Origin of the sequence: Azotobacter bryophylli, from assembly GCF_042643485.1 — a bacterium.
Taxonomy (GTDB): domain Bacteria; phylum Pseudomonadota; class Gammaproteobacteria; order Pseudomonadales; family Pseudomonadaceae; genus Azotobacter; species Azotobacter bryophylli.
The window spans coordinates 74929-97496 of record NZ_JBHRSJ010000007.1 but is presented as its reverse complement, the minus strand read 5'-3'; the positions used below and the strand labels follow the sequence as shown (position 1 = coordinate 97496).

The window sequence follows — 22568 nt, the reverse complement described above, 5'->3', positions numbered from 1 at the left end:
GGAATCGGGGCTTTATCGACAGCGTCAGCCAATCGCCGTCAGTAGCTTCTCCCACTCCTTGGTTTCCTTCTTCGACACGCCGCCGAGCAATTCAACGGCCTGACGCATACGGAATCGAGTCAAATCCGGCCCGAGGATTTCCATGGCATCCAGCACCGACACAGAGCTGGCCTGCCCGGTGACAGCCGGAAAGATCAGAGGCATGGCGTCGCGCAGCTTGAGACCGAGGTGCTCGGCGACCCTCTGGATGATCGCCGTGATGTTCTCTTTGTTCCAGTGGCGTAAAGCCTCGAGCTTCCAGAGGATCAGCTGCAGCAGTTGGCGAACCTGTTCCGGCGATAGTTTCTTGTGCTCGAACAGCTTGGCATCTGGTGCCACGCCACCCATGAAGAAGAAACTGGCTAGCGGGGCGATCTGACTGAAAGTTTCCACCCTACCCTGCACGTGCGGCGCGATCTTCATGAGGTAGTCGGGATTGAGCGCCCATTTCTGCACTTCGGCAGCGAAGGCCTCCACGGAAAGCTCGCGCAGCCACTGGCCGTTCAGCCAGGAGAGCTTCTCCAGATCGAAGATCGGACCACCCAGGGAGATACGATTGATATCGAAATGCTCAATCATTTCGGGCAACGAGAACTTCTCGCGCTCGTCCGGCATCGACCACCCCATACGCCCTAGGTAGTTCAGCATCGCCTCGGGTAGGAAGCCCATGCGCCGATAGAAGGTGATGGAGGTCGGATTCTTGCGCTTTGACAGCTTGCTCTTGTCCGGATTGCGCAATAGCGGCATGTAGCACAGCACCGGCTGCTTCCAGCCGAAATACTCGTAAAGCTTTATCAACTTCGGCGCCGAGGGCAGCCACTCCTCGCCCCGCAGAACGTGGGTAATCCCCATCAGGTGATCATCGACGACGTTGGCGAGGAAATAGGTGGGCAGACCATCGGCCTTCATCAGCACCTGCATGTCCATGCGGTCCCAGGGGATTTCCACGGTCCCGCGCAGCATATCCGGCACTTCGCAGACCCCCTCGCTCGGCACCTTCATCCGAATGACATGGGATTCACCTTCGGCGATACGCCGCTGCGCTTCCTCGGGCGCGACGTGCATGCAGTAGCCGTCATAACGCGGGGTTTCCTTGTTGGCCATCTGCTCGGCGCGGACCTGATCCAGACGCTCTGCGGAGCAGAAACAGGGAAACGCATGCCCCTTGGCGACCAGCTCGTCCGAATACTTCTTGTAGATCTCGCCACGCTCGCTCTGCCGGTACGGCCCGTGCGGACCACCGACGTCAGGCCCCTCATCCCATTCGATACCCAGCCAGCGCAGGGCATCGTAGATCTGCTGCTCGGATTCGCGAGTCGAGCGCAGCTGGTCGGTATCCTCGATGCGCAGGATGAACTGGCCGCCGTGCTGGCGAGCGAAGCAGAGGTTGAACAGGGCGATATAGGCGGTGCCGACGTGCGGATCGCCGGTCGGCGACGGCGCGATGCGGGTACGGACGGTGGTCATGGAGACTCCCGGACAATGGGACGAACGAAAGAATGAAAGGCGCGAATGTTAGCAGGCGCAGCGTCGGGGGCTCCAGCCAAAGCAGGCTCGGCCGGAAGATACTGCCGCCCCCAACATGACGGCACCACCACCGAGTCAAACCTGCAGCAGCTTGTCCCGCAGCGATTGGATCTCGTCTCGCACCTGCGCTGCGGCCTCGAACTCCAGGTCGCGGGCCAGCGCGTACATCTTTTCCTCCAACTGCCGGATCCGCTTGTTGATCTCGCTGGGTGAACGCAACTCGCTCTCGTAGCGCCCCCCCTCCTCCGCCGCCTTCGCCAAACCACGGCGCTTACCACTGCGCGCACCGGGCACGACAGCCCCCTCGAGGATGTCCTTGACGTCCTTCTTCACTCCGCGCGGGACGATGCCATGAGCCTCGTTAAAAGCGATCTGCTTGGCCCGGCGCCGCTCGGTCTCGTCGATCGCACGCTGCATCGAGCCGGTAACGGTATCGGCATAGAGGATCGCCTTGCCATGCAGGTTACGGGCCGCTCGACCGATGGTCTGGATCAGCGAACGCTCGGAGCGCAGAAAGCCCTCCTTATCCGCATCCAGGATCGCCACCAGAGAAACCTCTGGCATATCCAGCCCCTCGCGCAACAGGTTGATGCCGACCAACACATCGAAAGCGCCCGTTCGCAAATCGCGAATGATCTCGACCCGCTCCACCGTATCGATATCCGAATGCAGGTAACGCACCCGAACATTGTGGTCGGCCAGGTAATCGGTGAGATCCTCCGCCATACGCTTGGTCAGGGTAGTGACCAGCACCCGCTCCTCGACCGCGACGCGCTTGTTGATCTCCGAGAGCAAATCATCGACCTGCGTAATGGCCGGGCGCACCTCCAGCTCGGGGTCGACCAAACCGGTAGGCCGCACCACCTGCTCGATCACCCGCCCGGCATGTTCGGCCTCGTAGGGGCCGGGCGTGGCCGAGACGAAGATCGTCTGCGGCGCGATACGCTCCCACTCGTCGAAACGCATCGGCCGGTTATCCAGTGCCGAAGGCAGACGAAAGCCGTATTCGACCAGGGTTTCCTTGCGCGAGCGGTCGCCCTTGTACATGGCACCGACCTGCGGCACCGAGACATGGGACTCGTCGATGACCATCAGCGCATTGGCCGGCAGGTAGTCGTACAGGGTCGGAGGCGCCTCACCCGGTGCGCGACCAGAGAGGTAGCGCGAGTAGTTCTCGATGCCGTTGCAGTAACCCAGCTCCAGGATCATTTCCAGATCGAAGCGGGTGCGCTGCTCCAGGCGCTGGGCCTCCACCAGCTTGCCCTGCTCACGCAGGTATTCCAGGCGATCCTTGAGCTCGACCTTGATCTGCTCCACCGCCTTCAGCAGGGTTTCCCGCGGCGTGACGTAGTGACTCTTCGGGTAGAAGGTGAAGCGCGGCAACTTGCGGATCACCTCACCGGTCAAGGGATCGAAAGCGGCCAGGCTCTCCACCTCGTCATCGAACAGTTCGACACGTATGGCCTCCAGCTCGGACTCGGCGGGAAAGATGTCGATCACGTCACCCCGCACACGGAAGGTGGCGCGAGCGAAGTCCAAGTCGTTGCGGGTGTACTGCAAGTCCGCCAAGCGGCGCAGCAGGGAGCGCTGATCGATTTTGTCGCCACGATCGATGTGCAACACCATCTTCAGGTAGCTGGCCGGATCGCCCAGACCGTAGATCGACGACACGGTGGCGACGATGATCGCGTCAGGTCGCTCCAGCAGCGCCTTGGTCGCCGACAGTCGCATCTGCTCGATATGGTCGTTGATCGAGGCATCCTTCTCGATATACGTATCTGAGGAAGGAACATAAGCTTCCGGCTGATAGTAGTCGTAGTAGGAAACGAAATACTCCACCGCGTTATTCGGGAAAAAGCTCTTGAATTCGCCATAGAGTTGCGCTGCAAGGGTCTTGTTCGGCGCCAGCACGAGGGTCGGTCGCTGCACCTTCGCGATCACATTGGCGATGCTGAAGGTCTTGCCCGAACCGGTCACACCGAGCAGGGTCTGGTGAGCCAATCCCGCCTCCAACCCCTCCACCATCTGGCGAATGGCTTCCGGTTGATCGCCGGCAGGCTCGAAGCGGGTGACCAGTTGGAAATGGGACATAGATACCTCCTTCAACGAATGGCGCCGAGAGTCTCAGCCGAGCAAAGCCAATTCACCCAGACAGCGCAAGGAGGCTGAGAAACCCGCCCCGGCACAAAAAGAAGATGGACTGACATGAATGGCGAAACCCTTGACAGCATATCGCAGCCAGCCAGCATGCTCGCTATACTACTACCCCGTTTGCGCGCCCCTTTGGCAATCCGCTGGAAATCCTCATTTCCTCATACGGACTGCTACGCCAACGTAGGGGTGTCGCCTGGACCTCCACCCTCTTCTTTCGAGCTTCCCCGCCCATGAGTTTGTTCTCTGCCGTAGAAATGGCACCGCGCGACCCGATCCTTGGCCTCAACGAGGCGTTCAATGCCGACACCCGCCCGACCAAGGTCAATCTCGGCGTTGGGGTCTACTACAACGAAGAAGGCCGGATTCCATTGCTGCGCGCCGTCCAGGAGGCTGAAAAAGCCCGCCTCGCAGCCAACTCGCCGCGCGGCTATCTGCCGATCGAAGGCATCGCCGCCTATGACACCGCTGTACAGAAGATGCTGTTCGGGGACGGCTCCGCGCTGATCGCCGAGGGCCGTGTGGTGACGACTCAGGCACTGGGCGGCACCGGTGCACTCAAGATCGGCGCCGACTTCCTCAAGCGTCTGCTACCGGACGCAGTGGTCGCCATCAGCGACCCGAGCTGGGAGAACCACCGCGCCCTGTTTCAGTCCGCCGGCTTCCCGGTACAGAACTATCGCTACTATGAGGCAGCGAGCCATGGCGTCAACCGTGCAGGCATGCTGGAAGACCTAAGGGCCCTGCCTCCCCGCTCCATCGTCGTTCTACATGCTTGCTGCCACAACCCGACCGGGGTCGATCTGGACATCGTCGACTGGAAAGCCATCTTGGAAGTCCTGCGCGAGCGCGAACACGTACCCTTCCTCGACATCGCCTACCAAGGCTTCGGTGATGGCATCGAGCAGGATGCCGAAGCGGTGCGTCTATTCGCCGAGTCGGGCCTTGAATTCTTCGTTTCCAGCTCCTTCTCCAAGTCCTTCTCCCTATACGGTGAACGCGTTGGCGCACTGTCCATTGTCACCTCCTCGAAGGACGAGGCTGCCCGGGTTCTTTCCCAGGTCAAACGGGTCATTCGCACCAACTACTCCAACCCGCCCACTCATGGCGCCAGCATCGTCTCCAGCGTTCTCAACAGCCCAGAACTGCGTGCCATGTGGGAAACCGAGCTGGGAGAAATGCGCGAGCGCATCCGCAGCATGCGCTTGGCCATGGTCGAGCAGTTGGCCACCCTGGGGGCCAAACGCGACTTCGGTTTCGTCGCCCGTCAGCGCGGCATGTTCTCTTATTCGGGCCTTTCCGCCGACCAAGTGGAACGCCTGAGAAACGAGTTCGGTATCTACGCCGTCAGTACTGGTCGGATCTGCGTAGCCGCACTGAACAACCACAACATCGGCAGCGTCACCCAGGCCATCGCCCAGGTACTCTAAGAAGCCACCCGTGACGAGGCTCGCCACCACAAGGGCGCGCAGCCTCGTCAGCCCCTCTGAAAATCGACTGCTCCGCGACTATCGGCGCCCAGTCAGAAACCCTGAAATGCAAAAAGGCCTGATCTCTCGATCAGGCCTTTTTCGATCTGGCTCCGCGACCTGGACTCGAACCAGGGACCCAATGATTAACAGTCATTTGCTCTACCGACTGAGCTATCGCGGAACAACGAAACGTATCTTACTGATTCAAAAAGGGAAGTCAAGCTCGCTAAAGTCCGATCCAACGAGGAGCTAGCGTCATAGCCTCACCCGTTTACAGAAAACGATACGAAGCGTCCGATCTGTTGTTTATCTAATATAGCCTGCTTATCGAACATGAAGGATGTGGCTAACAAACCAGTCACAGTTCCCTCACAAACAGTAGCAGCAATGCCGAACGGGTGATCCCATCTATTGTTAGCGGCGCTAAGTGCCAGTCCTGCACTTGGCTCTTTTAAAGAGAAAAGAAAAGGCCGGTCATGTGACCGGCCCAGTACAGCAATCGAGTCAGTCGATGCTCAACTTATCCCGATTCTTTTCCAATGTCGCATTTCCGATACCTTTGACCTCCAGCAGCTCATCTACCGAAGCGAACGGGCCGTTGGCTTCACGGTAATCAACAATAGCCTTGGCCTTGACGGCCCCGATTCCCAGCAGTTCCCGCTCGAGCGTTGCCGCATCGGCGGTATTGAGGTTGACCTTGGCCATCTCTGCCTTGGCAACCTGTACTACGACTGGCGATGTAACTTCGGCCTTCGGTGCTTCTACCGCGGAAACGGCAACAGAGGCACTGGTGAGAAGGGCAAACAGGAGGGAAGAAAACGGATTCTTACGCATGGGATGCACTCCTTGTGTCGTTAGGCGCGAGTTCCATGACCGCGCGACACAAGAATAACCACACAGACCAAATGGGCAATTTGCGTAGACCGGAAATTGTAAGCCGCTCACATATTTGGAAGCCATAAGGCTTTATTGCAGAGAACGGGCGAATGAATTGGCTTCTGTGCGCTGCACATGCAACCAGTCGACAATATCACCCTGCGGAGCATAGCCATCCACCGTGGTGCGAAGGATCTTGCGCACTCGCTGCAGATCTTCACTGTCTAGCGCTTCCTTCAGTCCGCTCAACACCCGCTTGAATTGCTCCCAGCCCAGATGACTCTCGTTTGCTCGCATGATCATTGGATGCTCGGTCGGACTCACATTGTCGCCGATCAGCAACTCCTCGTAGAGCTTCTCGCCGGGACGCAAGCCGGTGAACTCAATGGGGATGTCGCCATTGGGGTTCTTCTCGCTGCGCACCGAAAGGCCGGAAAGATTGATCATTTTCTCAGCCAGCGCCGCGATTCGCACCGGCTCCCCCATATCCAGAACGAACACATCGCCGCCCTGCCCCATTGCCCCGGCCTGTATAACCAGTTGCGCAGCCTCCGGAATGGTCATGAAGTAACGCGTAATGTTCGGATGGGTCACGGTAACAGGACCGCCCCGACGGATCTGCTCGCGAAACAACGGAATAACCGATCCCGACGAGCCGAGCACATTGCCGAAGCGAACCATGGTAAAGCGAGTCTTGTTGACCTGATGGACCCCGCCTTGATCATCGAACAGCAACGGCGCGGGCTCTTGGCTGAGCGCTTGCAGGACCATTTCAGCAAGACGTTTGGTGCACCCCATCACATTGGTAGGCCGCACCGCCTTATCGGTCGAGATCAACACGAAATGCTCGACCCCCGTCTGGATCGCCGCCTGTGCCGTATTGAGGGTGCCCAGCACGTTGTTCAGCACCCCCTCAGCCACATTGTGCTCGACCAACGGCACATGCTTGTAGGCAGCCGCATGATAAACGGTGTCGACCTCCCAGGCGCGCAATACATCGAGCAATCGCTCCGAATCACGCACTGAACCAAGGATGGGCACTAACCGAAGGCTCAGGGATTCACGCTTGGTCCGGCGCTCGAGTTCCTGGTGGATGCTGTACAGATTGAACTCGGAATGATCGAACAGGATGAGCATGCTCGGCGACTGGGTGAGAATCTGCCTGCACAACTCCGAACCGATCGAGCCGCCCGCTCCAGTCACCATCACCGTTTTGCCGCGGATACAGCGTTCGAAGAGCTCGCGTCGGGGCGCAACGGCATCCCGCCCGAGCAGGTCGGCAATATCGACCTCCTGAATATCTTCGACCCGGACACGTCCGCTGGCCAGATCGATGAATCCCGGGACGCTGCGCACATGCAGCGCATAAGGCTCCAGCGCCGCCAGGATCTCGCGCCGCCGACTGCGGGAGGCCGATGGAATCGCCAGCAGTATCTCGGTGGCCTTGGTTTCCTCCAGCATCTGGGGAATATGCTTTGGCTTAAATACCTTCAAGCCGGCAATCACTCGGTTGGCAATATTACCATCGTCATCGATGAAGGCCACGGGCTGCATCGCCCGCCCTGCGCGCAAAGCGGCGACCAATTGGTTGCCCGCCGATCCTGCTCCATAGACCGCCACTCGGGGCAAGCCCTCAGCCTGATGGAGCCGCCAAGTGAACTCCGACGAATACCATCCACCCACGAAGAATTGACGCATCGCGAGGCGCAACCCGCCGATGAGAAATAGGCTCAACCACCAATAGTTGAAGATCATCGAGCGTGGAATGAACGCCGCAACCTCTCGGCGCCAATACACCGCCAGGGCTAGCAGCAGCGTGGAAAGGGTGACGGCCTTGAAGATCGCGATCAGCGCATCGTTGCCGAGGTACCGCATGACGGCACGATACATGCCGATACGAACGAAGAGAGGAATGGCGATAACCGGTGCAAGAAGGAACAGCCAGGCATGACCACCGAAGGGATAAATATCTTCCACCCCCCCCAGGCGCACCACGAAAGCCAGCCATAACGCCAGCCAAACCAGCAAAATATCGATAACAACCTGTAGCAACCGCTTGGCACGCCTGGGCATGGCGACCATCAGTTCACGAAGCCTCTCGGCAATCCCTAGCATTCTCACAACTCCTGACAGTCGGCTAAACGCCCTGACCTTCCGCAGCAGGATAGGATGAGTCGGAGACCTCCTGCTTCCCTGCCTTGTATTTCACCGCCAAGATGAGCAGAGGTAGATATGCCAATATCAGACCTAAAACTCCATCCAGATCACCGAGCCCCACCCAGAGCGCGATCGGCATCAACCAGGCCAGATTCATTACCAGCACAGCGACGGTAACCGGCCAATGGCGACCCAAATGCCGCGATGCGTACTGATAGGCATGGCTACGATGAGCCTCATATATTTTCTCGCCGCGAAAAAAACGACGCAGTAAGGTCCAGGTGGCATCCACGATGAAAACCCCAAGCAGGATCATCCAGCTCCACAACAGCTTCGGGTTGGACCAGGCCGCCTGAAGAAGAAGTAAACCCAAGGCCATGCCCAGAAAGCCGCTGCCAGCATCGCCCATGAAGATTCTCGCGAAGGGAAAATTCCAGGCCACGAACCCCAACACAGCAGCCACCAGCAACAGGGGTAGGACCGCTCTCTCCATCTGGCCAAGCAGGAGATATAGCAGTGCGCCACCCAGGCAGACGCAGATGGCCTCGACACTGGCGATCCCATCGATGCCATCCATGAAGTTGTACAGATTGAGCAGCCAGACCAAAAAGAAAGCGGCCAGCACATGACCGAACCAGCCAAGCTCCAGAGAGAAACCGAGTACCTCAAGTCCAGGGAGCCCCTTCAGCCAGTACAAACCCCAGAAGGCCCCAGAAAAATGCCCCAGCAGGCGCCAACGGGCCGCGATATGAGAGTGGTCATCGATGAACCCTATCAGCGCCACACCGCCGCAGGCTCCCAACACCCCCCACATCATTGACCAGCCAATCCCACCCTCGGCGACCAGTAGAGGCATTGCAGCGAGAAAGCTTAGAACGATGGCCACTCCGCCTCCCCGGGGAGTGGGAAGCGAGTGAGAGCTTCGAGCGTTGGGAATATCCATCAGACTGCGAGCCAAGGCATAACGGCGTAATTGCCAAGTCAACAGAAAGGAAAATCCTGCTACAGCCGCCAGTAACCAGAGCACCGTCATAGATTTGTATGTTTCAGATAATGTCGGGCAGTTTGCGCCAGCGCTTCGCTAACCGCAACGGGCGGCGACCAGCCCAACAGAGCCCGGGTCTTGGCGATATCCACCTGCAAGGACCCACATAGCCGCTGGGCAAATCCCGAACGACCGATCAAGGCAGCCCCCCGTTCAAGCCACGTACTAGGTATCGGTAGCAATCGAGCTGGTTTGCCAAGTGCCATGCCCATACGAAGCAACAGCTCAGTTGTGGAAAGATCCTCGCCGTCGCTGGCGAGAAATACCTGATTGGCCGCAACCGGATGGGAGATGCAGGTAACGATCAGATCCACCAGATTATCTAATGCCACCAGGCTGCGGAGATTGTCGATTGCTCCTAATGGCAACGGAATACCACGATCCAACCAGCGCATCATGCTCAAAAAGTTGGCTTTGACTCCTGGGCCGTACACCAGAGGAGGACGGATAATCACGACCTCCATGCCGGTTTCAGCGGCCAGGGCCTGGAGACCTTGCTCGGCCTCCAGTTTGGACATGCCGTAAGCATCTCTTGGGGCAGGTTCGGAGTCAGCTCGAAACGGGGCGCCAGCACCTGTTTGCTCACCATTTACCTTGATCGAACTGATGAATATCAGACGCCTCACGCCAGCCTCTGCAGCCTGGCGAGCGAGCCGCAGAGAACCATCGACATTCACCTTTCGATATTCTTTCAAGGGTTCGACGCTGACGTCCTGCATGATGTGCGCACGCGCAGCAGCATGGACGACCGTATCGATATTATCCAATGCCGCACGCCAGTCCGTACCTGCTTCAATGTCAGTAATCGGACAACAGCGCACCTTGTCTGGCAGATTATTTGTTTGTCGGCGCACGGCAGCAATCGCCTCATAACCTCGCACCTGCAACATCCGCACGGAAGCACTGCCGATAAATCCGGATGCCCCCGTCACTAACACTCTCATTGATCAGCTCCAAAGCAGCAATTGCGGTACAGCTTCGTATAAGAAGTGATCATTGCTTCTGCAGTAAATAGTGCTTCGAAGCGGGATGCTGCCTCATGCCCCATACGCTCTGCCAGTTGAGGCTGCTCCCAAAGGGTTTGCATCGCGTACCGGAGGGCTAATGAGTCACTCGGCGGCACAACCAAACCGGTCTTCCCGGCAATATTGATATAAGTTGTACCCGTGCCGATCTCACACGAGATCATGGGCCTGCCGTACATTGCCGCTTCCAACAAAGATATACCAAACGCCTCGGAGCGCAGATGGGAAGGAAAAACAAAAGCATAACAAAGGGTTAGCAGCGCAGCCTTATCTTCATCCGGAAGAATTCCGAGAAAATGGATATTACTCAACCCCAGATCATTAGCCAGGGCATGTAATTCCGCCTTGAGTGGACCGCAACCAACAATGGCAACCGGCATCTCGCCCCCCCGAGCAGCCTGCAGCAGGAATGTCAGCCCCTTGTAATAGCGAAGAGCGCCTACGAACAGAAAAAAACGCTCTCCCAAACGCGCACGCCAATAGGCCAAACGTTCCGGAGAAGGTATCGGATAAGTCTTTTTATCCAGTCCAAAAGGAATAATGCTGACCTTGTCCCGAAAGAGCCCGAGTACGGGGCTAGTCGCCACATAATTGGGCGAAGCAGCAACGATATGGTCGACGGTGCCGAGAAAACGGTGCATCAAGGGCTGGTACAGTTTGAGAAGACGCTTCTGCTTGATGATATCGGAGTGATAGCTCAAGACAGTCGGCTTGCGTAGACGAGTCGCAAAATGCACCAGATCCATGTATGGCCAGGGGAAGTGGTAGTGAATCAGATCCGCTTCGCTGGCCAGTTCGGTAAAGTCGCGAAATGCAGAAAGTGAAAATCCGGTAGATGCCACATGCAAACTCAGCTTGGAGCGATGACTGAGATGATGGGCTACCCGTTCACTTCGGGCTGAACCTCGACGGCTCAGATAAAGAACTTCCGACTGGATACCAAGAGGGATGCCTCCTTCGGCCAACTGAAAGATGACCTGCTCAATCCCTCCCATGGTTTCCGGATAATAGGTTTTGAAGAAATGAAGAACCTTTATCAAGTCGCCCCCAAAACCGAACGATAGACTTGTAAGGTACGACTTGCGCAAAGATCCCACGAGAACTCACTCGCTTGCCGTAGTCCTGCTTGGCGAGCACGAGCTCGCCAAGTGTCATCCTGCAAGCCCCGCTGGATCAGGAGACTCAATGCATCCACATCGAGCGCCTCGCACACCAAGGCCGCATTGCCGGCCACTTCTGGCAAGGAGGAGGAATTGGAGCAGATCACGGGTACCCCTGAAGCCATTGCCTCGAGCACTGGCAGCCCGAACCCCTCGTAGAGCGACGGGAACGCAAACAAACGGGCACCGGAAAATAACCTTGGCAGATGTCCGGCAGGTACGAATCCGAGATATCGCGCCCACCCCTCGGCTTGCGCCTGAGCGATTCGCCTATGAATCGCCTCATTACGCCAGCCTCGATATCCGATAAGAACCAGCGGCCACTTCAGGCGCACCGGCAACGGCAAACGACTGTAGGCATCGAGCAAGGTCCCGATGTTCTTGCGCGGCTCGACAGTACCAACGAACAGGCTGTAACCGCCTGCCACCAGTCCGTAGCAGGCCAGAAGGCCCCGCAGTTCATCCTCATGCCGGGGATGGAACTCAGCAGAGCTGGCCAACGGAACGGTATGGATACGCTCAAGCGGCCAGGCGAAATACTTAGCCAGTTCACGTCGAGTAAACTCCGAATCCGTGATCAGGGCATCCGCTCTCTCAAGGGCTTTTCTCATCTCTTTCTGCCAGTAGCGAATGCGCTGCGGTGTGTGGCATTGCGTCCAGATGAAGGGAGAAAGGTCATGGAAGGTAGCGACACAGCGCCCAGGGAAGGGAGGAATGAAGAAATTCGGACCGTGATACAGATAATCATCCAAGCCCTTTAGAGTCCGGCGCCGAAGCAGGGGCATCAACAAGCGAAAAGCCTCCATTGCCAGAGCGCTCTTTTGCACTGTCCGCTTCAGACCATAAACGCCATCCGATTGGTCGGATGCGACCGGCAGAGCAGGTAAAAACCGCGAACCGGCAAAGAAGCGCAGCTCGCTGAGCTCCCTATGGACCTGCAGCCTTAACGCCAACTCGTAGGTATAACGACCGATTCCCGTTAGTGGAAAACGGACCGGATCGACTGAAATGATGAGTTTCATTTCAATCCGCCATCAACATCCAGCGGAGCGTTTCCTCCAGCGGCGGAGTATCCCAGGTCCCGAGCAATGCACGAAGGTGGGAATTATCCCCACATAAGGTCTTGACCTCGTTGGCCCGTACGAAAGCGGAATTCACCTCGATTTGCAGCTCATACCCCGTTATGGCCTGGCATATAGCCAAGATTTCCCGTAACGAATAGCTCTTCCCAGAGCAGACATTCACCGTCTGACCGAGCGGTCGAATATCGAGCAGCGCACGATAAGCCTGCACCACTGAACGCACATCGCTAAAGTCGCGCCATACATCCAGATTGCCCAGCTCGACCTTATCCGCCCTGCGTCGGAAATGCGACACGATTTTCGGTAACAGGAAGCTTTCCGACTGTCCGACCCCCGTGTAGTTGAATGGCCGAGCGATCACTATCGGCAAACGGTCGTGCCATAGACTAGCCATACACTCCATCGCCAGCTTGCTCACGGCATAATCATTGGCAGGTGCGGGAGTCGTGGCCTCATCCAGAATCCCCACCGAAGCATTGCCATATACATTGGCGCTACTGGTGAGCAAAACGCACTCCGGCGATTTATCGGAGGCAGCGATCGCCTCCAGCAAATTGCGCGTTCCGATCAGGTTGACCTCGTAAAAAGCATTGGCATTCCCGTGCCCGACAAAAGCCAAGGCAGCCAGATGAACCACCACATCTGGCTGGATCTCGGCAAGCAAAGCACGTAGAGCCTCTGAATCGAGGAGGTCGGCCTGTCTATAGCCTGGTTTGCTCCCTGGCCGACTCCCCAAACCAGTTACCTGGTAGCCATAAGCCTCAAGCTCGGCCGCCATGTAGCGGCCTGTAAAGCCATGGATCCCCGTAATCAAAGCGCGCTTGCCGGCCGTATTCATCAGAAAGAGAATCCCTGTTCGTTACGATGCAGATCTGCTTCGACCATCATCCGGCACAGCTCTTCCAGCTTGGTTTTGGGCTCCCAACCTAGCGTTTCCCGGGCCTTAGCGGCATTACCGATCAACAGATCGACTTCCGCGGGACGATAGAATTTCGGATTGACCGCCACGATCACCTTGCCAGTCGCACTGTCGATCCCCTGCTCCTCCTCTCCTGCCCCTTTCCATTTCAAGTCGATATCCACTGCCTTGCAGGCCAAAGAGACGAAATCGCGGACGGTCTCGGTACGATTGGTGGCTAGAACGAAGGTATCCGGCTCGTCAGCCTGCAGCATGCGCCACATGCCCTCGACGTACTCCTTGGCAAAGCCCCAGTCACGCTTGGCATCCAAATTGCCCAACTCCAACCGGTCCAATCTACCAAGTTTGATTTTGGCAATGGAATCAGTGATCTTGCGGGTTACGAACTCACGCCCACGAAGCGGCGACTCATGATTGAAGAGAATGCCACTGGCACCGAAGATGCCATAAGACTCTCGATAGTTGATGGTCATCCAGTGGGCGTAGAGCTTGGCCACCCCATAAGGACTGCGCGGATAGAAAGACGTAGTCTCAGTTTGCGGAATCGCCTGTACCTTCCCGAACATTTCGGAGGTCGATGCTTGATAAAAACGCACCTTCGGGTTGACGATACGAATCGCCTCCAGAAGGTTCACTGCCCCAAGCCCCGTAATCTCAGCCGTAGTCAAAGGCTGCTCGAAAGACACCCCCACAAAACTCTGTGCCGCCAAGTTATAAACTTCGCTGGCCTCCGTGCTCTGCAAAAGGCGAATACTCGCAGAAAGATCGGTCAGGTCATACTCGACCAGATGAAGATCCGGATGCCGATCAATCCCTAACTCCTGAATCCGCCAGAAGTTCACCGAACTGGTACGGCGAAAAGTGCCGTAGACGGTGTACCCCTTGCTGAGCAACAACTGAGCCAGATAAGCACCATCTTGGCCAGTGATGCCGGTAACTATAGCTTTCATATTCATTCCCTGAATGCTTCGCCATCAATGCCACCGATTATCGGCAGTCTACAAATCGCTCCACGATGGGACTGCCATATAATCAGGCCTTGATCTATTGGAGGGCTAAAGACCTTTAAAACCATTCCGCTCGACAGATGACAACCTAATCAGCCTCAAGTTCGGTGGATAAGCACTTAAAAAGCCGCTGACTCTTGGCCTCCAGCACCTATACACATTGAAAGCTCTCTCCTACCTGCTCAGGTACCGTATGATTTATCAATAGCACACGCTCGAGCTGTTCTGCACTCTCCCTCCAAGTCAACCAAGGCATGAAATCCGAGACAGGATGTCGCCCCTCTTGGTAAAGCTGAAGCCATTCCTGGATAGAAAGTGCGAGGTCATCTGCATTTAGACCTTGGAAGTAATAAGCATGCTTGCCGGCGATCTCTCGAAAAACTTGTAAGTCTCTGGCGATAATAGGCAACTTGTACTGGGCCGCCTCGATCAGGGGCAAACCGAAGCCCTCTCCTTCGGAGGCAGCAATCAAGCAGTTCGAAGCTGCATAAACATTCTCCAAGTATTCGTCACTGATGCCTTCAAGCCAAAAAAGGCGCTTGCTATGCTCAGGGTGGCTACGCAATTTATCGATCAACGCCTCCACCATCCAACCCTGCTTGCCTACGATAGCCAGATTCACATTCGCACCTTGCGCCCACAAAAGCTCAAAAGCCGCCAGAGCCTGGCCGTATCCCTTGCGCGGTTCGATAGTACCGACCATCAGAAAAGTCGGCTTGCCATGCAAAGCCTCAAGCACCATAGAGGCCTCACTAAGCAAACCTGTCGTCGGCACAGAATGTTCAATATCTGCACCTAGGTGAAACCAGCTCAGCCTGAAGCCCCGGTCATTTGTTCTATCGTTATCTTTCAACCAAATTGCAAGCTCTTCCATTACAGCTTTCGAGATACAAATAGCACCATCCGCCTCTGCAACTATCTCTAGCCAATATTGCAAAAACTGGGAAACCCCCTCTGGGAAACAATTCGGAAGTTGAAGCGGAAGCAAGTCGTATACGATGAACTGTACTTTCACCCCTTTACGGCGCATAGCCTGATATGTATCCCGCTGAGAGCTAATTTCAGGCTGCAAGTCGAGACCAAGGAACACATCTCCAGCATAGAAAATCACCGGCTCGTCATCCAGGACGCTATCAGGACATTGCAGAAAGCGCAGGGTGAACTGACGGGCGTAGCGATAACCCGGCCGTTCCCTATTGGCATATACCGGCTCGACTCTGTAGCCCTCGGGGGGGGTCAGCAGCCATTGTTGCAAAATGCTCCGCACAACACGCTGGATGCCGCTCTTCGCGTCGCATTGCACCAATACGGAAACATCAACCAGCAATTGTCGCAATCGGATTCGCGGGGCAATAGAGTTGTCAATCGCTTCGGCCAAGAGCTGACATTTCTGCGGATCACTGGATGCATCTGCAAGTTTGGCTAATTCACCAGCTAGTCCATGAATGCTAGTGGCCGCCTTGCTCTGAAAGTGCTCAATTACTTCAAAATATCTATCAGCACAAACACGGGGCGCATGCTGAGAACGGATAATACTCCTCGCCTGCCCACCAAGTCGCCGCCGAGCCTCGCTGTCCTGCCACAAAGACTGCAGCGCATAAGCTAATTGTGCATCCGTGAATTCGTCAGGTAGCTTCCAGACACCCTCATCCGAGATATTGGCCATACTGCCATTGGCATTCACTATCGTGGCCAAACCATAATTCATGCAATCAAGAACGGCAGCGGATGTCTCACCACGTGAGTGCGTACGCAGTTGTACGCCGACGTCAGCCGCGATCAGGTAGCGCCGGAAAAGGCCAGGATCGGCCCACCCCGTTATCCTAATTCGAACCTTACAGGAACTTGCAGAAATCGCCCTAAGCAGCTTTTGACCGTATTCGCCTGCCGCATTCTCACCGACGAACACAAGCACACATCGCCCATCTCTGGCCATCGAAGAGCGCAGCCATACATCCAGAAGTCGATGATTTAGCTTGGTTGGACCCAGCAGACCGAAGCTGCAGACGAGAAAATCATCTGCCCGTAGCCCTAGCGCTTCACGCGCCTGGAGACGCTCCCACTCCGTGGAAAAATTCGGCACTCGAAGGAGGGGGATCAGTGCCCAGTCATTGCCTACTTCGCTGCCATACCATTGCCGCGCCAGCCAACGCGAGTTTTCCGAATGGACGATCATGCCTTGCGCCTGCTCTAGCACCCGCTGATTGCACGGATAGCGCCAGATAACCTCGGCAACATCCCTGTCATGGAAACGGTGTCGCAATGCTGCATAGCCATGTGCTGCATACAGTGCCTGCCCCCAGAAATTCTCTTTTCCTGCATGCGATTCCATATGCGCAACGATGCTGGAAAGAAAGAAGTCATGAAGCACGACGACACCAGGAATTTCTTCCAAGAGCCCGAACATGTGCTGATGGAAGATAGAGTTTCCAAAGTGATATAGCACTCGGTCGTATGAGCCTGCGTGGGCACGAAACCATTCGGTTGTGCGGATTGGGCAATTCGCCTTTATCCAAGTCGACTCGACAGAAGCCTGGGTCACTATGACCTCGATGTCATAATGACGGGCCAGTTCGGGCAACAACTCAGCGCTATAGTCACTGATACCGCTGCGCTCTGCGGGAAGGGGTGACACATAGGCGAGTCGCGGACGACGAAACGGTTGATTCGGCAAGCAAACCTGCTTTCCCTGTTCGGCGACGAAAGCCTCGAGCGCAGCGATAGTCCGCGTAGCACTTTTATTCCATGAAAAATGTTTTGCCTGCTCGAGACCATGCTGTTCGAGCACCAAACGGAACCCATCGTCGGTGAGCACCTGCTCCAGCTTCCGGGCTATGGAGTTGTCGTCCAGTGGGTCGAACAATGCGTCAGCGCATCCAATGACTTCTGGCAGACTGGAAGTATTGGCACCAATCACAGCTCGGCCACAGGCCATGGCCTCCAGAGCGGGAAGCCCAAAGCCTTCGTGCAATGACGGGAAAACGAAAACCTTACACAGGTTATACAGTGCGACCAGGTCTTCTTCGGGGACGAAGCCCGTCAACGCAACCTCGCCGGGCGCTAGTCCATGCTGCCTCGCCAGGCTCTCGAGCGGGGGGCGATCCTCCGGCCTGATGAAACAGACTATAGCCAGTTGATGGAGCTGTCTCGTTGAGACCGATAACTTGGCATAAGCTCGAATCAGTCCCTCAATATTCTTACGATGATCGATCCCCCCCGTATACATGACAAACGGTCTCTCCAGACCGTATCGATGGAGTACGGCAGCTTCCAGCTCTGGTGTGATCGATTGCTTGCAAAAGTGCTTATCCGCTGCAGTAGAGATATTGACTATCTGCTCTTCTGAAAAGCCAAGACATTGTATGCCTTCCTGACGGGACGACTCCGAAATGGCAAGCAACAAGCCTGCACGGCGAAGATGACCTAGCTTGCTCTCATACCACTTGGCTACTGAAGGATTATCCAGGTAAGGACTGCGATTGATCAGAGGAATCAGGTCATACAGGATGACGGCCGTAGGGATCGACTGACACAAACTACCGATGCTCGTAACCGCATCATCTACAAATCCTTCGAACAAGCTGGTGACCAACACCACCGAGGGATCGAGGCTAGCCAGAAAAGCTTCGCGCAAATACTCAGCGGCCTGACGCGCCCCGGCATTGCTATGGTCCCGATCAGCCACCGGCCCTGGAGCGTGCCAGACACGGATATTTTCCTGTGGGAGGACTCCCTGAAAAGAAGCGCGTATGGGCTCGATGGTGTCCGGAAAAAGCCCACTGAGCACCAGGAAGATTTCATGCTCTCCGCGATTCCTGATGATCGCCTCAACCAAAGAAGAAGTGTAACGACCAATACCTCGATTGCGAGAACCGGTCGATTGAGCACCTTGTAGATCAATGGCGATACGCATCAGTGTGCTCCATTTTTCTGTCTGCTTTGTTCAATCCGTATGAAAATCTGGCGAGCCCTGGGCGTCATCGAAACGAGATCTTCAATCTTTCCTCCTGAGCTTGAGAAGATCGAGGCATGGGCTGGGGGCATCTGAGCCCCCAGCAAACCGTGATTCAGGGCAAACAGCCTGAGATGCTGAAAAAGGGTCTGATGCCGCTTCAGCCGGTCGACTAGTCGCTGCCTCAACAATGGTCTTCCCATGACCCACCGCATGGCCCGAGACAGAACAGAACACAGCAAACGTCTTATCGTCTGCGAGGGGACTCCTTTTAGCTGCCGCAAGCAGACCATCAGCAGGCGTAGCGGTTTGGTGATGCGCCAAGAGGTACTGTTGAGGACATCTTTAGTCTGTGCCTCATAGGCATTGGCCCGTAGATACCAGTGATGGGAGTTGTGCTGCACCTCGCTGAGCTGCTGGCGAGCCTGCTGCAGCTGCTGCTCAAGCTGCCGAGCCTCTTCTCGCAGAACATTCGACTCAGTGGCGGCCTGCTGCACTTGCTGGCGCAGCGTTTCGTTGAGAGTTTCCACGGCAGCCTGCTTTATCTCTGCCTGGATGGTCCGAGCGATATTTTCCCTAAGGGCAGCTTCGATGCTTCTACCACGGCTTTCTGACTTCTCGAGACGCGCGTTGGTCTCTTCGAGCGACAGCTTGAGCCGGTCTAGGGCAGCGCCCGTATTACCGACTACCTCCTGCAGCGCCTCTTTCAACTCACCGAACTGCCGTTGCAGGCCACCATCGTAGCGCTGAGCAAGCATATCGAGAGTAAGGCCACAGTCCTTATTGAATGCATGGTCAAAAAGCTCCATTTGCCCAGCCGGGGCCCACTTTTGCGCCACTATCGCGTAGTCAGGGCTGACCCCGGCCAGCACATTCATCAGGGCGATTCGCTCGGCCTTTGCCAGCTCTGGAGGCTCTTGCAACCTCAACAGCTTGAACCGAGCAAAACCAACATGCTCGATGAGAAAGCTCAACAAAAGATGGGGAATTGGCCGCGCATGGCTGGGATCAAGGTAAAAGTTATTGGTGCCGACTATGAGATTTTCCGCGTTGGGCGATTCGAGAATCAGCAAGCCTGCTGGCTTCAGCACCCTCAACGATTCGGCTACCAGTTCCTGAAGACACTCGAAAGGCATGTGCTCGACGATATGAAAACCGGAGATTAACGCCAGACTCTCATCGGCCAGAAGCTTGAGAGTTTCCAAGGCTTCGCCCTGCTCTGCTGGCAGGCTCAAGGCGTAGCAAGCCTCTAGCATTCCAGGATCGACATCGACCCCCCGCGCCTGGAGCCCATTCTCACTCAAGATCTCCAACCATTCGCCACGGCCACAACCAAGATCCAGAGCAGGACAATTGGTATAAAGCGTTTTTAGTGGCTTTACAAAGGACAGATAGAATGCCTGGCGCTCCTTTACCAGCTCTCTTGAACCGCGAAGACGCCCCTCAAATGCGCGATAAAAGTGTTCCTTCACAGGGATGCTCCATATTCAAAGAAACCCTAGCCATATCAGCGATATGTTTTCTTTAAAACATCTTTAATGAGGAGCCTCCTCCTTATCCAACTGCCCCTAGCCGATACAAGTTCAGAAATCTTGGGCGACATTGGCTTCCCCCAAAAGACAACATGCATCCTCGACAACATCAGCCGATTTGGGAGTCATCGTGCCGAGCCTGAAGCCAAGCAATATACTCTTTAGTTGTTCCGCACTTTTTTCCCAAGTCAGCCAGGGCATATCATCCGAAATAGGATGTTTTCCCTCCTTGTACAAGCACAGCCAATCGTTGACCGCATATACCAAGTCTTCAGCTGCCTGCCCGCTGAAGTAATAGACATGTTTGCCAGCAACTTCGCGGAATATCGGAATATCACGGGCAATGATGGGAAGTTTGTGCTGGGCCGCTTCGATCAGGGGTAAACCGAAGCCCTCCCCTTCGGAGGCAGCGATAAGACAGGTCGAAGCATCATAAGCCCTTTCCAAGCACTCATCGCTGATACCATCGAGCCATAGAAGACGCCGGCCATACTCAGGGTGGCAGGTCAATTCCTTACAGAAGTCGGACATCATCCAACCTTCCTTTCCCGCCATGACCAAAGTCAAGTCAGCTCCGGCTTTCCACAAAATTTCAAACGCTGATAAGACTTGCCTATATCCTTTACGGGGCTCAATGGTGCCTACAGTCAAGAAACATGGCCGATCATGCATCACACTGGTTATTTCTTCCCAGTTATCTGAAAAGCCACGAGTAGGAGAGGAATTTATTATGTCAGCACCCAGATGAAACGATGCAATCTTGAATTTTGTCGACTTAAGGGCAGCAGGCAACATTTCGAACCAACGATGATAATCAGCTGCAACTGCCCGAGAGATACAGAGGACACCGTCGCCTTCTGCCGTAACACCAAGCCAATCGAGAAAGCAAGCAACATCCGCTTCTTCAAAATATTCCCGTAGTCTGACCGGCAATAAATCATAAACGACAAAATATACTTTAGCTCCCTTCCCTCTGATCGAGGAAAATAAACCCTGTCGCGAGGCTGGCACTACATAGCCGCCTGCCAAATCCAGACAGAGCAATGTATCGCCGCTTGCAGGTTCTATCTCGGGCGAGAAGGCAGCACTATCTGCGACCAGCGTCCTATCTCGCTCGAAGATGTTAGCCTTCCTGTAGCACCATTTTCCTTTATCCAAATCTACATCCAAATAGACGGGAACTATTTCGAGAGAGCTATCCTGATCGTTCAGCAGGGCATTCAGAATCGCTCGAACAACCCGCTGTATGCCAGTCTTATGATCGCACCTATAAGTGACCGATATATCTACAAAAACCCTCACCCTCTCTCTCATGGCCAACGCATCAGCCGCAATACTATCAGTCATATTCCCCTCATAAGACTGCATGATGCCGGCAACGATATTTTTTGCACACTCCTTCCAAGTAATCCATCTAATGCTTGCAGACAGCGGATGAGCACTCCTACGATATAATCTCAACCATTTTATAACTGCGCACTCCAACCCAGCTGGATCTACACCCTGAAAGTAGTAAGCACTATCAGCAGCGACCTCCCTGAAAACCGGGATATCCCGAGCGATAACAGGGAGCCCATGCTGAGCAGCCTCTATAAGTGGTAGACCGAACCCCTCCCCTTCAGAAGCGGCGATTAGACAGGTAGAGACTCCATATATTTTTTCCAAATACTCATCACTTATGCCCTCAAGCCAGAAGAGTCGTTTTCCTCGTTCGGGGTGTGTACGAAGACAATCAATAATATATGGAATCGTCCTTCGCATTTCGTCAGGGAGCCCGACCCAGCCCTCTTTTCCGACAATTATCAGGTTGACATCCACACCAGCAGTCCAAAGCTTTGCGAACGCCTGCAGAGTAAACAAGTAGCCTTTTCTTGGCTCAATCGTTCCGACCATGAGAAATGTTGGTCGCGCCTTACATTCACTCAAAATGTGGCATGCGTTATCTGGAAGCCCACTGGTTGGAGCGGAATTCTCTATATCCGCCCCTAGATGGGAAACCACTATATGAAACGCATGCTCGCTTCTTGCAGCATTTTGCGAATACCAGGCATGCAAGTCAGCAGCCACCGACTGCGTTATACATAGGGCACCGTCCATTCTGGTGACGGCGGATAACCAGCGAGCATGGCTCTTATCTGCGCCAAAGGGAAAGGTATGCGGAAGAGATAAAGGCAGAAGATCATACACAATGAAATAAACACGAACGCCACTGGTACGCAAGCTAGCGAAAAATCCCTCCTCAGAGGCATGAGCAAGCATATCTCCCGATATATCGAGCCCCAACACGATATCGCCATCAGCAGGTCGAGCAATGTTATCCCTAAGTAGCTCTGAAGCAATACCAAGCATCCCAGCCGTATAGCGCCTTGCAAAGAAATAGTTCCAATCGTAATCATCCTTACCTAGATAAACAGGCTCGACCCTATATCCGTCCGGAGGATTTTCTATTAAGGCAATAGTCAGTGCCCGAGCAACGCGTTCGATACCGGTTCTTAAACCATTACGGCACGTAGCCGAAACATCCAAATAAAGGACTTTCATGGAGCCTTCACTTTTCCTGTATCCAACTTCCCTTTAAATACCTGAAATCACCGCAGCCACACACCGTATCCTTTTCGAGAATC

14 protein-coding genes and 1 tRNA gene are annotated in these 22568 nt (G+C 55.3%); 1 reads left to right on the top strand and 14 read right to left on the bottom strand.

What is annotated here, in order from left to right:
* Positions 1-24: 24 nt before the first annotated feature.
* Positions 25-1506: a glutamate--tRNA ligase gene (gene gltX, locus ACFOJE_RS04475; protein WP_377813073.1), complete on the bottom strand. Its 1482-nt coding sequence runs from the start codon at positions 1504-1506 to the stop codon at positions 25-27.
* A gap of 135 nt (positions 1507-1641) precedes the next feature.
* Positions 1642-3657, bottom strand: coding sequence for an excinuclease ABC subunit UvrB (gene uvrB, locus ACFOJE_RS04470; protein WP_377813072.1), 2016 nt, complete (start codon positions 3655-3657; stop codon positions 1642-1644).
* Between the two features lie 293 nt (positions 3658-3950).
* Here uvrB and ACFOJE_RS04465 point away from each other — a divergent pair, with 293 nt between their 5' ends.
* Positions 3951-5147, top strand: a complete 1197-nt coding sequence (locus tag ACFOJE_RS04465) for an amino acid aminotransferase (RefSeq protein WP_377813070.1) — start codon at positions 3951-3953, stop codon at positions 5145-5147.
* Between the two features lie 147 nt (positions 5148-5294).
* Here ACFOJE_RS04465 and ACFOJE_RS04460 read toward each other — a convergent pair.
* The 12 genes from ACFOJE_RS04460 to ACFOJE_RS04405 form a co-directional block, all read right to left on the bottom strand.
* Positions 5295-5370 (bottom strand) — tRNA-Asn (locus ACFOJE_RS04460).
* Between the two features lie 323 nt (positions 5371-5693).
* A complete protein-coding gene (locus tag ACFOJE_RS04455; protein WP_377813068.1) occupies positions 5694-6023 on the bottom strand; it encodes a ComEA family DNA-binding protein in 330 nt (109 codons plus the stop codon).
* Between the two features lie 132 nt (positions 6024-6155).
* Complete coding sequence (locus tag ACFOJE_RS04450) at positions 6156-8147, bottom strand: polysaccharide biosynthesis protein (protein WP_377813185.1); 1992 nt, start codon at positions 8145-8147, stop codon at positions 6156-6158.
* Between the two features lie 55 nt (positions 8148-8202).
* A complete protein-coding gene (locus ACFOJE_RS04445) occupies positions 8203-9255 on the bottom strand; it encodes an MraY family glycosyltransferase (protein ID WP_377813067.1) in 1053 nt (350 codons plus the stop codon).
* The gene (locus ACFOJE_RS04440) at positions 9252-10211 is read right to left on the bottom strand and encodes a UDP-glucose 4-epimerase family protein (protein WP_377813066.1); all 960 of its coding nucleotides are present in this window, start codon (positions 10209-10211) and stop codon (positions 9252-9254) included. The genes ACFOJE_RS04445 and ACFOJE_RS04440 overlap by 4 nt, the downstream gene beginning before the upstream one ends.
* A complete protein-coding gene (locus ACFOJE_RS04435) occupies positions 10208-11329 on the bottom strand; it encodes a glycosyltransferase family 4 protein (protein WP_377813184.1) in 1122 nt (373 codons plus the stop codon). Before ACFOJE_RS04435 ends, ACFOJE_RS04440 begins: the two co-directional genes overlap by 4 nt.
* Entirely contained in the window at positions 11329-12474 is a 1146-nt protein-coding gene (locus tag ACFOJE_RS04430; RefSeq protein WP_377813065.1) for a glycosyltransferase family 4 protein, read from the bottom strand. Before ACFOJE_RS04430 ends, ACFOJE_RS04435 begins: the two co-directional genes overlap by 1 nt.
* Position 12475: 1 nt before the next feature.
* Complete coding sequence (locus tag ACFOJE_RS04425; protein WP_377813064.1) at positions 12476-13372, bottom strand: GDP-mannose 4,6-dehydratase; 897 nt, start codon at positions 13370-13372, stop codon at positions 12476-12478.
* On the bottom strand, positions 13372-14403 hold the full coding sequence (gmd, locus tag ACFOJE_RS04420) for a GDP-mannose 4,6-dehydratase (protein ID WP_377813183.1): 1032 nt from the start codon (positions 14401-14403) through the stop codon (positions 13372-13374). Before gmd ends, ACFOJE_RS04425 begins: the two co-directional genes overlap by 1 nt.
* 208 nt (positions 14404-14611) lie before the next feature.
* Positions 14612-18373 carry a glycosyltransferase gene (locus ACFOJE_RS04415; protein WP_377813063.1) on the bottom strand — a complete coding sequence of 1254 codons (3762 nt, stop codon included), beginning with the start codon at positions 18371-18373 and terminating at the stop codon, positions 14612-14614.
* A complete protein-coding gene (locus tag ACFOJE_RS04410; RefSeq protein ID WP_377813062.1) occupies positions 18373-19884 on the bottom strand; it encodes a class I SAM-dependent methyltransferase in 1512 nt (503 codons plus the stop codon). The genes ACFOJE_RS04415 and ACFOJE_RS04410 overlap by 1 nt, the downstream gene beginning before the upstream one ends.
* A 111-nt stretch (positions 19885-19995) precedes the next feature.
* Positions 19996-22485, bottom strand: coding sequence for a glycosyltransferase family 4 protein (locus tag ACFOJE_RS04405; protein WP_377813061.1), 2490 nt, complete (start codon positions 22483-22485; stop codon positions 19996-19998).
* Positions 22486-22568: the final 83 nt, after the last annotated feature.

What these genes read in the sequence shown, in the direction of transcription:
- ACFOJE_RS04440 (WP_377813066.1), bottom strand. Translation starts at nt 10,211, where the DNA reads ATGAGAGTGTTAGTGACGGGGGCATCCGGATTTATCGGCAGTGCTTCC.
- uvrB (WP_377813072.1), bottom strand. Translation starts at nt 3,657, where the DNA reads ATGTCCCATTTCCAACTGGTCACCCGCTTCGAGCCTGCCGGCGATCAA.
- ACFOJE_RS04450 (WP_377813185.1), bottom strand. Translation starts at nt 8,147, where the DNA reads ATGGTCGCCATGCCCAGGCGTGCCAAGCGGTTGCTACAGGTTGTTATC.
- ACFOJE_RS04445 (WP_377813067.1), bottom strand. Translation starts at nt 9,255, where the DNA reads ATGACGGTGCTCTGGTTACTGGCGGCTGTAGCAGGATTTTCCTTTCTG.
- gmd (WP_377813183.1), bottom strand. Translation starts at nt 14,403, where the DNA reads ATGAAAGCTATAGTTACCGGCATCACTGGCCAAGATGGTGCTTATCTG.
- ACFOJE_RS04465 (WP_377813070.1), top strand. Translation starts at nt 3,951, where the DNA reads ATGAGTTTGTTCTCTGCCGTAGAAATGGCACCGCGCGACCCGATCCTT.
- ACFOJE_RS04430 (WP_377813065.1), bottom strand. Translation starts at nt 12,474, where the DNA reads ATGAAACTCATCATTTCAGTCGATCCGGTCCGTTTTCCACTAACGGGA.
- ACFOJE_RS04455 (WP_377813068.1), bottom strand. Translation starts at nt 6,023, where the DNA reads ATGCGTAAGAATCCGTTTTCTTCCCTCCTGTTTGCCCTTCTCACCAGT.
- ACFOJE_RS04405 (WP_377813061.1), bottom strand. Translation starts at nt 22,485, where the DNA reads ATGAAAGTCCTTTATTTGGATGTTTCGGCTACGTGCCGTAATGGTTTA.
- ACFOJE_RS04425 (WP_377813064.1), bottom strand. Translation starts at nt 13,372, where the DNA reads ATGAATACGGCCGGCAAGCGCGCTTTGATTACGGGGATCCATGGCTTT.
- gltX (WP_377813073.1), bottom strand. Translation starts at nt 1,506, where the DNA reads ATGACCACCGTCCGTACCCGCATCGCGCCGTCGCCGACCGGCGATCCG.
- ACFOJE_RS04415 (WP_377813063.1), bottom strand. Translation starts at nt 18,373, where the DNA reads ATGCGTATCGCCATTGATCTACAAGGTGCTCAATCGACCGGTTCTCGC.